The sequence below is a fragment of the Clavibacter zhangzhiyongii genome (assembly GCF_014775655.1).
GTDB classification, from domain to species: Bacteria; Actinomycetota; Actinomycetes; order Actinomycetales; family Microbacteriaceae; genus Clavibacter; species Clavibacter zhangzhiyongii.
Map to the genome: position 1 here is coordinate 1,897,527 of NZ_CP061274.1, position 14,018 is coordinate 1,911,544.

General features: G+C 74.6%; 14 protein-coding genes. All 14 read right to left on the reverse strand.

All coding sequences use genetic code 11. From position 1 onward, the window contains the following. Positions 1 to 46: 46 nt before the first annotated feature. The 14 genes from H9X71_RS08990 to alaS all read right to left on the reverse strand — a co-directional run bounded on the left by H9X71_RS08990 (position 47) and on the right by alaS (position 14,014). Positions 47 to 964 carry an ABC transporter permease gene (locus H9X71_RS08990; RefSeq protein WP_191146788.1) on the reverse strand — a complete coding sequence of 306 codons (918 nt, stop codon included), beginning with the start codon at positions 962 to 964 and terminating at the stop codon, positions 47 to 49. Next, positions 961 to 2,016, reverse strand: coding sequence for an aliphatic sulfonate ABC transporter substrate-binding protein (locus H9X71_RS08995; protein WP_191146789.1), 1,056 nt, complete (start codon positions 2,014 to 2,016; stop codon positions 961 to 963). The genes H9X71_RS08990 and H9X71_RS08995 overlap by 4 nt, the downstream gene beginning before the upstream one ends. A gap of 75 nt (positions 2,017 to 2,091) precedes the next feature. Then, a complete protein-coding gene (locus H9X71_RS09000; RefSeq protein WP_191146790.1) occupies positions 2,092 to 2,958 on the reverse strand; it encodes an ABC transporter ATP-binding protein in 867 nt (288 codons plus the stop codon). Between the two features lie 119 nt (positions 2,959 to 3,077). After that, positions 3,078 to 3,491 (reverse strand): transcription antitermination factor NusB, encoded by a 414-nt coding sequence (gene nusB / locus H9X71_RS09005; RefSeq protein ID WP_191146791.1) that lies wholly within the window; start codon positions 3,489 to 3,491, stop codon positions 3,078 to 3,080. A 4-nt stretch (positions 3,492 to 3,495) separates the two neighbouring features. Continuing rightward, on the reverse strand, positions 3,496 to 4,059 hold the full coding sequence (efp, locus tag H9X71_RS09010) for an elongation factor P (protein ID WP_063071749.1): 564 nt from the start codon (positions 4,057 to 4,059) through the stop codon (positions 3,496 to 3,498). Between the two features lie 114 nt (positions 4,060 to 4,173). Next, on the reverse strand, positions 4,174 to 4,614 hold the full coding sequence (locus H9X71_RS09015; RefSeq protein WP_191146792.1) for a type II 3-dehydroquinate dehydratase: 441 nt from the start codon (positions 4,612 to 4,614) through the stop codon (positions 4,174 to 4,176). Positions 4,615 to 4,635: 21 nt separating this feature from the next. After that, on the reverse strand, positions 4,636 to 5,418 hold the full coding sequence (locus H9X71_RS09020) for an SDR family oxidoreductase (RefSeq protein WP_191146793.1): 783 nt from the start codon (positions 5,416 to 5,418) through the stop codon (positions 4,636 to 4,638). Further along, the gene (gene aroB / locus H9X71_RS09025; protein ID WP_191146794.1) at positions 5,415 to 6,578 is read right to left on the reverse strand and encodes a 3-dehydroquinate synthase; all 1,164 of its coding nucleotides are present in this window, start codon (positions 6,576 to 6,578) and stop codon (positions 5,415 to 5,417) included. The genes H9X71_RS09020 and aroB overlap by 4 nt, the downstream gene beginning before the upstream one ends. Next, on the reverse strand, positions 6,575 to 7,066 hold the full coding sequence (locus H9X71_RS09030; protein ID WP_191146795.1) for a shikimate kinase: 492 nt from the start codon (positions 7,064 to 7,066) through the stop codon (positions 6,575 to 6,577). Before H9X71_RS09030 ends, aroB begins: the two co-directional genes overlap by 4 nt. Before the next feature lie 2 nt (positions 7,067 to 7,068). Continuing rightward, entirely contained in the window at positions 7,069 to 8,307 is a 1,239-nt protein-coding gene (gene aroC / locus H9X71_RS09035; protein ID WP_191146796.1) for a chorismate synthase, read from the reverse strand. A 51-nt stretch (positions 8,308 to 8,358) separates the two neighbouring features. Then, positions 8,359 to 9,249: a shikimate dehydrogenase gene (locus H9X71_RS09040; RefSeq protein ID WP_191146797.1), complete on the reverse strand. Its 891-nt coding sequence runs from the start codon at positions 9,247 to 9,249 to the stop codon at positions 8,359 to 8,361. After that, positions 9,242 to 10,687, reverse strand: coding sequence for an endolytic transglycosylase MltG (mltG, locus tag H9X71_RS09045; RefSeq protein ID WP_244961536.1), 1,446 nt, complete (start codon positions 10,685 to 10,687; stop codon positions 9,242 to 9,244). Before mltG ends, H9X71_RS09040 begins: the two co-directional genes overlap by 8 nt. A 184-nt stretch (positions 10,688 to 10,871) precedes the next feature. Then, positions 10,872 to 11,357, reverse strand: coding sequence for a Holliday junction resolvase RuvX (gene ruvX, locus H9X71_RS09050; protein WP_191146798.1), 486 nt, complete (start codon positions 11,355 to 11,357; stop codon positions 10,872 to 10,874). Then, the gene (gene alaS / locus H9X71_RS09055) at positions 11,357 to 14,014 is read right to left on the reverse strand and encodes an alanine--tRNA ligase (RefSeq protein ID WP_191146799.1); all 2,658 of its coding nucleotides are present in this window, start codon (positions 14,012 to 14,014) and stop codon (positions 11,357 to 11,359) included. The genes ruvX and alaS overlap by 1 nt, the downstream gene beginning before the upstream one ends. Positions 14,015 to 14,018: the final 4 nt, after the last annotated feature.

Consider the following 14,018-nt stretch of genomic DNA (forward strand, 5'->3'; position numbering starts at 1 on the left):
CTCCCCCGGATCGGGGCGTCACGCGACGACACGGAAGCGGCGGCGCTCAGCCCCAGCGGCGCACGAGCGCGCGCTCGACGAGCCCCACGACGGCGTCGGTCACGGCGCCGAGGACCGCCAGCAGCACGATCGCGAGGAGCACCCGGTCGACCCGCCCGTTCGCCGACGACTCCGTGAGCAGGAAGCCGAGGCCCATGGACGCCGCGAGCAGCTCGGCCGCCACGAGGAAGAGCCACGACTGCGCGAGCGCGAGACGGAGTCCCGAGACCACGGCGGGCAGCACGGCGGGGAGCTGCACGGTGACCAGCAGCGGGATCCGCGTCAGCCCGAACGCGCGCCCCACCTCCACGAGGTGCGGGTCGACGTGCCGGAGCGCGCCGGCGACCGTCGTGTAGACGGGGAACATCGCGCCGATGGCGACGAGCGTGACCTTGGAGTCCTCGTTGATCCCCATCCAGAGCAGCAGCAGCGGCACCCACGCGAGCGACGGGACGGTGCGGAACGCGCCCGCGGTGGGCGCGAGGAGGAGACGGCCGATGCGGGAGAGCCCGACGACGGCGCCGAGCACGAGGCCGACCGTGGCGCCGAGCGCGAAGCCGAGGAGCACGCGCTGGAGCGAGATGGCGACGTACTGCCCGAGGATCCCCTGCTCGGCGAGCGGCACCCCGGCGCGCACCACGTCGAGCGGCGCGGGCAGCAGGTGGGCGGGCACGGCACCCGTCGCGGTGACGACGGCCCAGAGGCCGACGACGAGGACGGGGACCACGAGTCCGACCGCGGTCCGGAGGAGCGCGCCGCCTGCCGTGCGGCCCGGAGCGGGGCGCACGACGCGGGCGTCGGCGGACGGGACGACGGGATCGGCCCCGGAGCCGGCCTCGGAGCCGGCCTCGGAGCCGGCCCCGGAGCCGGCCCCGGCGTCGACGGATCCGCGCAGGTCGCCCCGCGCGGGCCGGAGCGCGGTCATCCGGCCGACCCCGCGGCGGGATCCGCGGCCTCGGCATACCGCGGCTCGAACAGCTCGTCGAGCGCCGTGTCCACCTTCCCCTGGTCGGGGACGTCGCCGGAGTCCACGAGGATCGGGCCGACGCGCTCGAGGACCTGGCGCTGCGCGTCGCCGGGCACGGGATCCACGCCCAGGTTCGTGCGGTCGATGACGGTGGTCGCGACGGCCGGGTCGATCGCGGCGGCGGCGGCGAGGATCGACGCGGTCTCCTCCGGGTTCTCGACGGCCCAGGCGCGCGCCTCCTCGTACGCGTCGACGACGGCCTGCGCGAGGTCGGGCGACGCGTCGAGGAACGACTCGGTGGCGTTGAGGACCCCGTAGGTCGCGAAGTCGACGTTGCGGTACAGCAGCGTCGAACCGGCCTCCGACTGGCTCGCGGCCATGAGCGGGTCGAGCCCGGCCCACGCGTCGACCGAGCCGTTCTCGAGGGCGGCGCGCCCGTCGGCGTGCTGCAGGTTCTGGATCGTGACGTCGGAGGCGGGGATGCCCGCCTCGTCCAGGGTCTGCAGGAGGAAGAAGTACGGGTCGGTGCCCTTCGTGGCCGCGACGTCGGCGCCGCGGAGCTGGTCGACGCTCGTGATGGGCGACCCCTGGGGCACGACGATCGCGGTCCACTCGGGCTGCGAGTACACGTCGATGGTGCGGATGGGCGAGCCGTTGGCGCGGGCGAGCAGCGCCGCGGATCCCGCGGTGGAGCCCACGTCGACGGCGCCCGCGCGCAGCAGCTCGTTGGCCTTGTTCGACCCGGCGCTCTGCACCCAGTCGACCTGCACGTCGGATCCGAGCCGCTCCTCGAGGAGGCCGCGCTCCTTCACGATGAGGCTGAGCGGGTTGTAGGTCGCCCAGTCGACGGTGAGCGTGTCGGCGCTCCAGCCCGCGGGATCGGCGGACGTCTCGGCGGCGGGCGCGACGGACGAGCCCTCGCCCGCGGCGCAGCCGGCGAGGAGCAGCACGGCGGCGCTCGCGAGCGCGAGGGACGGGAGGGCGGATCGGCGGGGCAGGTGTCGGGTCACGGTGGGTCCTCGGTGCGGTGTGGGCGGGCGGCGGGATGGGGCGGATCGGGGGTCGTGCGGTGGCGGGCGGGCGGGTCAGCCGGCGCGGTGGCCCGGCACGCCGAGCCCCTCGAGCAGCTCGGCGCGGAGGGCGGCGAGGGTCGCGTCGCCGCGGTCGCGCGGGCGCGACCCGGGCACCTCGAGCACGCGGCGGACGATGGCGCCGGGCGCGCTGCCGGGCGCGGGATCCGGCCCGAGCAGCACCACGCGGTCGGCGAGGTGCAGCGCCTCGTCCACGTCGTGCGTGACGAGCAGCACGGTGGTCGGGATCGCGGCGTGCAGGTCGAGGAGCAGGTCCTGCATGCGCAGGCGCGTGAGGGCGTCGAGCGCGCCGAACGGCTCGTCGAGCACGAGGACGCGGGGCCGCCGCGCGAGCGCGCGGGCGAGCGAGGCGCGCTGGGCCATGCCGCCGGAGACCTGGCGGGGCCGGAGGTCGGCCGCCTCGGCGAGGCCCGTGAGCTCGAGGAGGTCGCCTACGCGGGCGTCGCCCTCGGCCCGCGGCACGTCCCGGGGCAGGCCGAGCCGGACGTTCGCGCGGAGGGTGCGCCACGGCAGCAGGCGCGGCTCCTGGAACGCGACCGCGGAGCGCTGGTCGACGTCCCGCACGGGCGTGCCGTCGATCAGCAGCGATCCGGCGTCGGGCCGGTCGAGCCCGCTCACCTGGCGCAGCAGGGTCGACTTCCCGCAGCCCGAGGGGCCGAGGACGGCGACGACGTCGCCGGCCGCGAGGTCGAGGTCCACGTCGCGGAGCACCGTCCGGCGCTCGCGGGCGCCGGCCACCGGGAAGGAGCGGCCCACCCCGCGGAGCACGACGGCGCCGGCGGTGAGGGGCGCGGGATCCGGTGCCGGACCGGCAGACGCGGTCGTCGCGGGGTCGCGGTGCGAGGCGGCGGTGGCGGGCATGACCCGACGCTAGGGGCCGGCGCGCGCCGCCGCCCCGGGCCGCGTCACACGCCGTCGCCGGGCGTCACGGGGCGTAACCGGGGTCCGGTCCGGCCGCGTGAGCGGCTCGGCGGAGGCGATCAGGCCTGCGTCGCCGCGATCCGGGCGAGCATGCCGTTCACGAACGAGGCCGACTCGTCCGTCGAGAGCGACGACGCGAGGTCGACGCTCTCGGAGATGGCGACGCCGTCGGGCACGTCGGCGTTGAAGAGGATCTCCCAGATGCCCATGCGCAGGATCGCGCGGTCGACCGCGGGCATGCGGGCGAGCGTCCAGTTCACCGAGTACGTCTCGATGAGCTCGTCGATCTCGTCCTGGTGCTCCACGACGCCCTCGGCGATCTCGCGGGCGTACTGCCACGACGCCTGCCGGTCGGGCTCGGCCGCGGCGCGCTGCTGCTCGACCGCGAGGGTCGCGGGGATCGTCTCCCCGCGGATGTCGGCGACGTACAGGACGTCGAGGGCGCGCTTGCGCGCCTTGGTGCGTGCGCTCACGGGGTCAGTCGGTGACGCGGCCGAGGTAGTCGCCCGTGCGGGTGTCCACCTTGACGCGCGTGCCCTGCTCGAGGAAGAGCGGGACCTGGATCTGGTGCCCGGTCTCGACGGTCGCGGGCTTGGTGCCGCCCGTCGAGCGGTCGCCCTGCAGGCCCGGCTCCGTGTACGTGATGGTGAGCACGACCGACGCGGGCAGCTCGACGTAGAGCCCCTCGCCGTTGTGCAGCGCCACGGTCACGTCCTGGTTCTCGAGCATGAAGTTCTTCGCGTCGCCGACCTGCGCCGCGGACAGCGTGATCTGGTCGTAGTCGCTCGTGTCCATGAACACGAAGTTCTCGCCGTCGGCGTAGAGGTACTGGAAGTCGCGGCGGTCGACCGTCTCGGTCTCGATCTTCGCGCCCGCGTTGAACGTGCGGTCGACGACCTTGCCGGTCATCACGTTCTTGACCTTGGTGCGCACGAACGCGCCGCCCTTGCCCGGCTTCACGTGCTGGAACTCGATGACGGTCCACAGCTGGCCGTCCATGTTGAGGACGATGCCGTTCTTGATGTCAGCGGTAGAGGCCATGCGGGGAGGGTCCTTGCCTGTTCGACGAGCGGGATGCGGCGATCGAGCGGCCGCGCGGAGGATGCCGGCTTCGCTCCCGTCGTCGGGTGCGTGCGGTCGATCCGAGGGATCAGCCTATCGGGTGCCGGTCACCACGTGCGCGAGGGCGAGGAGGTACGAGCCCTGCCCCAGCCCGGCGATCACGCCCGTCGCGACGGGCGAGATGACGCTCTGGTGCCGGAACTCCTCGCGCGCGTGCGGGTTCGAGAGGTGCACCTCCAGCAGGAGGATCCCGGCCTTGGTCACGAGCGCCGCGGCGTCGCGGAGCGCGTACGAGTAGTGCGTGAACGCCGCCGGGTTCATGATCACGGGCGTCCGGGTGTCGACGGCCTCGTGCAGCCAGCCGATGAGGGTCGCCTCGTCGTCGGTCTGGCGGAGGTCGATCTCGACGTCGGCCGGCGCGAACGCGACGAGCTCCCGGCGGAGGTCCTCCAGCGACCCCGTGCCGTACACGTCGGGCTCGCGGCTGCCGAGCCGTCCGAGGTTGGGGCCGTTGAGGACGAGCACGCGTGACATGCGACCCAGCCTAGGGGCGGGTCAGCCGACGCTCTGGCCGCCGTCCGAGCGGATGCGCTGGCCGTTGATCCAGCCGCCCTCGGCCGAGACGAGGAAGCACACGAGCGCCGCGGCGTCGCGGGGCTCGGCGAGGCGGCCGCGGGGCGTGGTCTCCCGCAGGGTCTCGCGGATCTCGTCCGTGAACCAGCCCGTGTCGGTGGGCCCGGGGTCCACGAGGTTCGCCGTGATGCGCACGTCCTCCAGCTCGCGCGCGGCGGCGATGACGACGCGGTCGAGCGCGGCCTTGCTCGCGCCGTAGGGCACGTTGCCGACGACGTGGTCGCTCGTGAGCGCGACGATGCGGCCGGCGCCGGGCACCGCGCGGTACCGGCGCGCGAACCCCTGGATGAGCTGGAGCGACGCCCGCACGTTGACGGCCAGGTGCCGCTCGAGGCTCTCGACGCTGGTGTCGAGGAGCGCGCTGTCGACCGACTCGGCGTGCGAGAGGACGAGCGCCGTGATCGGGCCGAGCCCCGCCTCGACCGCGTCGAGGATCCGCTCGGCCGCGGCCGTGTCCACGAGGTCGGCCTCGACGCCGTGCGCCCGGCCGCCCGCCCGCTCGACGGCCTCGGCGACGCGCGCGGGGTCCTCGGGCTGCCGGCCCCAGGGCATCCGGGCGTCGTAGTCGGACCAGTAGGTGAAGGCGACGTCCCAGCCGTCGAGCGCCAGGCCCTCCGCGATGGCGGCGCCGATGCCGGAGACGCGGCCGACGCCCGTGACGAGCGCGACGGGCCGGGGCCGGTCGGGATGCGCGGGGTCGGTCACGAGCCGATCTCCTGGTACGCGGCGAACAGCAGCGCCTCCTCCGGGCCGTTGAGCACGCTCGCGCGGCCGACGCCGTCGAGCACGATGAACCGCATCATGTCGCCGCGCGCCTTCTTGTCGCGCTTCATGCTCGCGACCAGCGTGGGCCAGCGGCCGACGGGGTAGCTGGTGGGCAGGTCGAGCGAGTCGAGGATCCGCCGGTGCCGGTCGACCGCCTCGTCCGAGAGCGAGCGGGTGAGGCGCGACAGCTCCGCGGCGAAGACCATGCCCACCGCGACGGCCGCGCCGTGCCGCCAGCGGTAGCGCTCCGCGTGCTCGATGGCGTGGCCGAGCGTGTGGCCGTAGTTGAGGATCTCGCGACGGCCATTCTCGGTGAAGTCCTCCCCCACGACCTCGGCCTTCATGGCGATCGCGAGCTCCACCACGTGGCGGAACTCGGGGCTCGTGGTGTCGGTGACCCGCGCCACGTCGCGCTCGATGACGTCGAGGATCTCCGGCACGGCGATGAACCCGGCCTTCACGATCTCGGCGAAGCCCGTGACGATCTCCTCCCGCGGCAGCGTCGCGAGCAGGTCGAGGTCGACCACCACCGCGGTCGGCGCGTAGAAGGCGCCGACGAGGTTCTTGCCCTCGGAGGTGTTGATGCCCGTCTTGCCGCCGACGGCCGCGTCGACCATCGCGAGCACGGTCGTGGGGACCTGGATGAGCATGACGCCGCGCAGCCACGTCGCCGCGACGAAGCCGCCGAGGTCGGTCGTGGCGCCGCCGCCGAGCGTGATGACGGCGTCGGAGCGGGTGAAGTCGGTGGTGCCCATGATCTTCCAGCAGAAGGCGGCGACCTCGACGCGCTTGGCGCCCTCGGCGTCGGGCACCTCGGCGAGGTACACCTCGACGTCGCCCTGCAGGCGCTCGCGGAGGCGCGACGCCTCCTCGGCGAGGGCCGGCGCGTGCACGATGAGCACCTTGCGGACGCGCGGGCCGAGCAGGCCGCCGACGCCCTGGATCAGGCCGCGGCCGACGGTGACGTCGTATCCGGACGTGCCGGAGACGCGGATCACGGTGGGCGCGTCGGGCTCGGCGACCGCCGGCTCCCCGGCGTCGGGTGCGGGGGCGGCGGTGTCGGTGTCGGTGTCGGTGTCGGTGGGGTGTGCGTCGGTCATGGCTGCCTCTCCCGGGCGAAGCGCTCGATCTCGCGGGCGATGCGCGGGAGCGGGCGGTCGGAGGTGTCGATGGTCAGGTCGGCGAGCGAGCGGTACAGCTCCTCGCGGTCGGCGACGAGGCGGCGCCAGCTGTCGAGGCCGTCGACGAGCGGGCGGTCGTCGCCGCGGATGCGCGACCGGACGGCGTCCTCGCTCACGGTGAGCAGCACGACGGCCGACGCCGCGAGGTCGGCGCGCGTGGCCGGGTCGAGCACGGCGCCCCCGCCGAGCGACACGACGCCGCCCTCCGCGAGGGCCGCGACGACGGCGGCGCGCTCCAGCTCGCGGAAGCGCGGTTCGCCGTGCTCGCGGAAGATGTCGGCGATGGACCCGTGGGCCGCCACGACCGCGCGGTCGGTGTCCGTGAACGGCTCGCCCAGCGCGCGGGCGACGCGACGGCCGACCGTGGTCTTGCCCGCGCCGGGCGGGCCGATCAGGACGACCGGCACGATCAGGCCTCGGGCGGGGCGGGCGGCGCGGCGTCCGCCTCGTCGACGAGGTCGGCGCCGGAGCGGCGGCCCTCGGGGATAGCGGCGAGGTAGCCGCGGAGGTTGCGGAGCGTCTCGCCCACGGAGTCGCCGCCGAACTTCTCGAGCACGGCGTCGGCGAGGGTGAGCGCGACCATGGCCTCGGCGACGACGCCCGCGGCGGGCACGGCGCACACGTCCGAGCGCTGGTGGTTGGCGGGGGCGGCGCCGCCCGTCGCGGTGTCGACGGTGCGGAGCGCGCGCGGGACGGTCGCGATGGGCTTCATGCCGGCGCGGACGCGGAGGACCGTGCCCGTGCTCATGCCGCCCTCGGTGCCGCCGGCGCGGTCGGTGGAGCGGCCGATGCCCGCCGCCGTGGAGAACAGCTCGTCGTGGGCCTCGGATCCGCGGCGCGTGGTCGTGAGGAAGCCGTCGCCGACCTCCACGCCCTTGATGGCCTGGATGCCCATGAGCGCGGCCGCGAGCTTCGAGTCGAGCCGGCGGTCCCAGTGCACGTGCGAGCCGAGGCCCGGCGGGAGGTCGTAGGCGAGGACCTCGACGACGCCGCCGACCGTGTCGCCGCTCGCCTTCGTGTCGTCGACCTCGGCGACCATGCGGGCGCTCGTCTCGGCGTGGAAGCACCGCAGCGGATCCGCGTCGAGCGCGTCGACGTCGGCCGGCGTCGGCAGCGGCGCGCCCTCGGGCACGCGCACGGGGCCGATGGAGAGGGTGTGGCTGACGAGCGTGATGCCGAGCTCGGCGAGGAACGCACGCGCCACGGCGCCGAGCGCCACGCGGGCGGCGGTCTCGCGGGCGCTCGCGCGCTCGAGCACGGGACGGGCCTCGTCGAAGTCGTACTTCTGCATGCCCACGAGGTCGGCGTGGCCGGGGCGCGGGCGGGTGAGGGCGGCGGCGCGCGCGCCCTGGAGCTTCGCGGGATCCACGGGCTCCGGGCTCATGACGTCGACCCACTTGGGCCACTCGGTGTTGCCGATGCGCACGGCGATCGGGCTGCCGAGCGTCCGCCCGTGCACCACGCCCGTGGAGAGGCTCAGCTCGTCCTGCTCGAAGCCCATGCGCGCGCCGCGGCCGTAGCCGAGCTTGCGACGGGCGAGGTCGGCGCGGATGCCGTCGAGGCTGACGGGCACGCCCGCGGGCAGGCCCTCCAGGACGGCGATGAGTTCGGGGCCGTGGGATTCCCCGGCGGTGAGCCAACGCAGCATGGCCCCATCCTCCCACAGCGGTCGCGGGCGATCCCGCGGGTCAGGGAGGCGTCAGGCCCCGGTCCAGTCCGTCCGCGGATCCCGTCCGACGGCGGCGAGCATGGCCTCCAGCACGCGCGCCTCGTCCGGCAGCGGCCGCTCGGCGTCGCCCTGGACGAACAGGCGCACCTGGCCGAGCGCCTGCTGCACGAGCATGTCGATCCCCGGCACGACGCGCCCGCCCGCGCGCTGCCACCCGGTCGCGATCCCGGTGGGCCACGGCGCGTACGTCACGTCGAGGAGCACGGTCGCCTCGGGCAGGTCGCGGGGCAGCGGCACGGCCGCGGCGGCGTCGCCCGGGAGGGTGCTGACGACGGTGTCGGCGTCGCGGAGCGCGGTCGCCGCGTCCGCCAGCGGCACGACGCGGAGCGCCAGCCGCAGCTCGTCGGCCAGGGGCGCGAGCTCCCGGCCCTGCTCCGGGCGTCGCGCCGCCACGGCCACCTCGCGCGCGCCCATGCGCTCGAGCGCGACGACCGCCGAGCGCGCGGTGGATCCGGCGCCGAGCACGACCGCGCGCCGGCACTGCTCGACACCGCCCATGCCGAACGCCCGGACGATCCCCGCGACGTCCGTGTTCGCGCCGCGTCGCCGCGTCGCGCCCTCGCCGTCGTCCTCGAGCAGCAGCGTGTTGGCCGCGCCCGCGAGCCGGGCCGTGTCGTCGAGCCGGTCGAGCAGCGGCAGCACGTCGCGCTTGAGCGGCATGGTGAGCGACAGGCCGCGCCAGCCGGATCCGAGCCCCGCCACGAACGTGGGCAGCTCCGCCCCCGTGCACTCCACGGCCGCGTACGACCAGTCGAGCCCGAGCACGCCGTACGCCGCGTCGTGCAGGCGCGGTGACAGCGAGTGCGCGATGGGGCTGCCGAGGACGGCCAGCCGCACGGCCGGCGTCCGCGGATCAGCCATTGCCCGGGTTGTCCCTCATGAACTGCTGCCACTGCGCGACGGCCTTCAGGTGCTCGTCGTAGGACTGCGAGAAGACGGTGTCGCCCGTGATGGTGTTGACCGTCACGAAGTACAGCCACGGCCCGTCCGCGGGCGCCATGGCCGCCTTGATCGCGAGGTCGCCGGGGTTGGAGATCGGCCCGATCGGCAGGCCCGGGTGCACGTACGTGTTCCACGGGTTGTCGTCGGCGCGCTCCGCGTCGGTGGTCGTGACGCGGCCGACGGACTGGGCGCCGTACGCGACGGTCGCGTCCGACTGCAGCGGCATGCCGGCGTCGATGCGGTTCTGGAAGACGCGCGAGACCTTGTAGAAGTCGCCCTCGAAGCGCGCCTCCTTCTGGATGAGCGCCGCCATCGTCAGCACCCGGTGCCGGTCGGCGGCGGGCACGCCCGCCTGGTCGAGCGACTGGAACGTGCGCGCGACCATGGCCTTCACCATGTCGACGGCGGAGGTGCCCGGCGGGAAGTCGTACGTGGCCGGGAAGAGGTAGCCCTCGATGTTCGGGGCCTCGGCGGGGATCCCGAGCGCGCCGCGGTCGGCGACGGCGGCCTCGAGGTCGGCGACGGGCGTGCCGGTCCCCTCCGCGATCAGCTCGAACGCCTGCGCGGCGGTCTGCCCCTCGGGGATGGTGACCTTGGCCTGCACCTGGCTGGCCGGATCCTGCAGCATCTCGAGCGCGGACGCCGCGCTCATCTGCTTCCGCAGCGTGTACGTGCCCGGCTGGAAGACGACCTCGCTGCCGGAGCGGACGACGGCCTGGTAGAAGGCCTTCGAGGTCTTGACCACGTCCTGCGACTGGAGCGTGTCGCCGATGGTGCTGCCGGTGTCGCCGGTCTTCACGACGACCTGCACCTCGCCGGTGCCGTCGCCGTCGTAGTCGGTGGGCTCGGCCGGGGTGAGGAGCGCGCTCACGACGGGGCCGAAGAGCGAGGTGGCGATGACGGCGGCGCCGCCGAAGAGCACGACGAGCAGCACGAGCACGTACGGCCACTTGGGGTGGCGGCGCTTCGGCTTCGCCGGGACGGCCGCCGCGGGGCCGGTGCCGGTCGGCACCGTGCGGCGGGGCGCGCGCTCGTCGGACGACGCCGTGCGAGGCGACGTGCGGGCGGCCGCGGCGGCGGGGACGGCGGACGCGGCCCCCACGGCCGCGGCGGAGGCGGCGGACGCGTCCCCGGCGGCGGCGGACGCCGAGGTGGCGGCCGCGGCGGCGCGGTCGTCGGAGCGGCGGCGCTCGTCGGCGCGGGACGCCTCGGCGGGCGGGGTCGCACGCGACGCGGACGGCGCGGCCGAGGTCGCGGGAGCCGCGGCGGCGGACGGTGCCGCGTCGGGCGCGGTCGACGCGGTGCCGGAGCGGGCCTCGGCCGCCTCGCGGAGGGCGCGGAGCTCGCGACGCGTCATGGGCGCACCCGTGCCGATCCCCGGTCCGTCGCCGCGCGGGGCGTCGGCGGGCGGGGTCGGAGCGGAGGGTCGACCCGCGGCGTCCGCGGGAACCCCGGGAGCCGCGGCGACGTCGCCGAACAGGCTCTCGAAGGGGTCGACTCCCTCACCCGGGGCCGTCGTGGCGCGTCGGGCGGGATCGTTCTCAGGCGTGTCGGTCAGGATCGACTCGGTTCCTCGGGACGAGAGCACCGGGTGGGGAGCCGGCGGAGCGCTCGGTCTCGAGCGCATGTTGAAGGATTATAACGGCCGCCACCTGGTCGATCACGGGCCTCTGCTTACGGGACCCTCTGCCGGAGGACCGCAGCGCGCTCTGGGCCGACACCGTGGAGAGCCTCTCGTCGACGAGCCGCACGGGGATCGCGGTGGCGTCCGCGAGCCGGTGCGCGAAGCCCTCGGCGTCGTCCGTGGACGCGGTCGCCCGCCCCGAGAGCGCGAGCGGCAGGCCCACCAGGAGCTCCACGCAGTCCATCTCGGCGGCCACCTCGAGGATCCGCCGCACGTCGGCCGAGCCTCCCGCGTCGCGCGGGACGGTCTCCACCGGCGTGGCGATCAGCCCGTGCGGGTCCGACCGGGCGAGGCCGATGCGGACCTTCCCCACGTCGACCGCGAGCCGGGATCCGACCCGCATCAGGACGCGAGCGCCTGGCGGACCGCGGCCAGCGCGTCGGCGATGGCCGACACGTCGGACCCGCCGCCCTGCGCGAGGTCGTCCTTGCCGCCTCCGCCGCCGCCGAGCACCGCCGCCGCCGCACGGGCGAGCTGCCCGGCCTTGGCGCCGGCGTCGCGCGCGGCCTGGTTGGTGGCGACGATGACGGTCGGCTTGCCGCCCGCGTCGCCCGCGAGGGCGACCACGACGGGCTCGGATCCGGCGCGCTCGCGCACGAGGGTCACGAGCTGGCGGACCTCGTCGGCGGAGCGGACGGTGCCGAGCGACTCCTGGATCAGCGTCACGGCGCCGACGCGCGCGCCCTGCTGCAGGAGCGCGGGCACGCGCTGCTGCAGCGCCTGCGCCTCGAAGTCGGCGATGCGCCGCTCCGCGGCCTTGAGGTTCTGCATCAGGTCGGCGATGCGGTCCGGCAGCTGCTCGCGCGGGGTCTTGAGGCTCGAGGTGAGCTGCGACACGATGGCGCGCTCGACGGCGAGGTCCTGGAACGCCTCGCGACCGACGAGCGACTCGATGCGGCGGTTGGTGGACCCGACGGACGACTCCCCCACGACGTTGATGAGCCCGATCTGCGCGCTGGAGGACACGTGCGTGCCCGCGCACAGCTCGCGCGACCACGGGCCGCCGATGTCGACGACGCGCACGGTGTCGCCGTACTTCTCGCCGAACAGCGCCATGGCGCCCAGCTGCTTGGCCTCGTCGATGGGCATGACGCGCGTGATGACCTGCAGGTCGTCCCGCACGGCGCCGTTCGCGATGTCCTCGATCTCGCTGCGGGTCGCGGGGCTCAGCGCCTGGTTCCACGCGAAGTCGAGCCGCATGTAGCCAGCGCGGTTGTAGGAGCCGGACTGGTGCGCGTCCTGGCCGAGCACCTGGCGGAGCGCGGCGTGCACGAGGTGGGTGCCCGAGTGCGCCTGCGTGGCGCCGCGTCGCCAGTCGGCGTCGACGACCGTGGTGGCGGCGTCGCCGACCCCCACCTCGCCCGAGCGCACCTGCACGCGGTGGCTGATGAGGCCCTTCACGGGCTTCTGCACGTCGAGCACCTCGAGGTCGAAGCCGTTCCCGACGATGCTGCCCGCGTCGGCCTCCTGGCCGCCGGACTCCGCGTAGAGGCTCGTCTCCGGGAGGATGACCTCCGCGATGTCGCCGGCGACCGCGTGGTCGACGCTGTGGCCGCCCACGATGAGGCCGAGGATCGTCGTGCCCGTCTCGAGCTCGTCGTAGCCCGTGAAGCGCGTCTCGCCCGCGGCGCGGAACGCGCTGTACACGGTGAGGTCGGCGAGGGCCGTCTTCTTCGACTTGGCGTCGGCCTTGGCCCGCGTCCGCTGCTCCAGCATCAGGCGGTCGAACGCCTCGCGGTCGACCGTGAGGCCGTTCTCCTCCGCCATCTCGAGCGTGAGGTCGATGGGGAAGCCGAACGTGTCGTGCAGGAGGAACGCGGTGTCGCCCGCGATCCGCTCGCCGCCGTTCGCCTTCGTCTCGCCGACGGCCACGTCGAGGATCGTCGTGCCCCCGGCGAGCGTGCGGAGGAAGGTCTCCTCCTCCGCGTACGCGAGGCGGGAGATGCGGTCGAAGTCGTCGGAGACCTCGGGGTATGCGGCCTTCATCGCGTCGCGCGACGCGGGGAAGAGCTCGCCGAAGGTCGCGGTGTCGACGCCCAGGAGGCGCATGGCCCGCACGGTGCGGCGCATGAGGCGGCGCAGGATGTAGCCGCGCCCCTCGTTGGACGGCCGCACGCCGTCGGACATCAGCATGAGCGACGAGCGCACGTGGTCGGCGACGATGCGCATGCGCACGTCGTCCTCGTGCTCGGCGCCGTAGCGGCGGCCGGAGAGGTCGGCCGCTCGGTCGAGGACCGGGCGCACCTGGTCGATCTCGTACATGTTCTCGACGCCCTGCTTGAGGAACGCGACGCGCTCGAGGCCCATGCCGGTGTCGATGTTCCTCTTCGGCAGGTCGCCGAGGATCTCGAAGTCGCTCTTGCCCGTGCCCTGACCACGCAGGTACTGCATGAAGACGAGGTTCCAGATCTCCACGTAGCGGTCGTCGTCCGTGGCGGGGCCGCCGTCGGCGCCGTACGCGGGGCCGCGGTCGAAGAAGATCTCCGAGCAGGGGCCGGCGGGGCCGGGCTGGCCGGTGTGCCAGTAGTTCGTGTCGCGGCCGAGGCCCTGGATCCGGTCGTCGGGCAGGCCCGCGATGCGCTTCCACGCCTGCCGCGCCTCGTCGTCCTCGTGGTAGACGGTGACCCAGAGGTCGTCGGGCGAGAAGCCGAGGCCGCCGTCGGCCTCGCTCGTGGTGAGCAGCTCCCACGCGTACGCGATGGCCTGCTCCTTGAAGTAGTCGCCGAAGGAGAAGTTGCCGTTCATCTGGAAGAAGGTGCCGTGCCGGGGCGTGCGGCCGACCTCCTCGATGTCGAGCGTGCGGATGCACTTCTGCACGCTCGTGGCGCGCGGGAACGGCGCGGGCACGACGCCCGTGAGGTACGGCACGAACGGGACCATGCCGGCCACCGTGAACAGCAGCGTGGGGTCGTCGCTCACGAGCGACGCCGACGGCACGACGGTGTGCTCCCGGTCGCCGAAGTACGTCAGCCAGGCGTTGCGGATGTCTGCGGTCTGCATGCGG

Excerpts from the sequence above, each read along its gene's own strand:
- H9X71_RS08990 (WP_191146788.1), bottom strand. The coding sequence starts at position 964 with ATGACCGCGCTCCGGCCCGCGCGGGGCGACCTGCGCGGATCCGTCGAC.
- H9X71_RS09000 (WP_191146790.1), bottom strand. The coding sequence starts at position 2,958 with ATGCCCGCCACCGCCGCCTCGCACCGCGACCCCGCGACGACCGCGTCT.
- efp (WP_063071749.1), bottom strand. The coding sequence starts at position 4,059 with ATGGCCTCTACCGCTGACATCAAGAACGGCATCGTCCTCAACATGGAC.
- H9X71_RS09015 (WP_191146792.1), bottom strand. The coding sequence starts at position 4,614 with ATGTCACGCGTGCTCGTCCTCAACGGCCCCAACCTCGGACGGCTCGGC.
- aroB (WP_191146794.1), bottom strand. The coding sequence starts at position 6,578 with ATGACCGACGCACACCCCACCGACACCGACACCGACACCGACACCGCC.
- aroC (WP_191146796.1), bottom strand. The coding sequence starts at position 8,307 with ATGCTGCGTTGGCTCACCGCCGGGGAATCCCACGGCCCCGAACTCATC.
- H9X71_RS09040 (WP_191146797.1), bottom strand. The coding sequence starts at position 9,249 with ATGGCTGATCCGCGGACGCCGGCCGTGCGGCTGGCCGTCCTCGGCAGC.
- mltG (WP_244961536.1), bottom strand. The coding sequence starts at position 10,687 with ATGACGCGTCGCGAGCTCCGCGCCCTCCGCGAGGCGGCCGAGGCCCGC.
- ruvX (WP_191146798.1), bottom strand. The coding sequence starts at position 11,357 with ATGCGGGTCGGATCCCGGCTCGCGGTCGACGTGGGGAAGGTCCGCATC.
- alaS (WP_191146799.1), bottom strand. The coding sequence starts at position 14,014 with ATGCAGACCGCAGACATCCGCAACGCCTGGCTGACGTACTTCGGCGAC.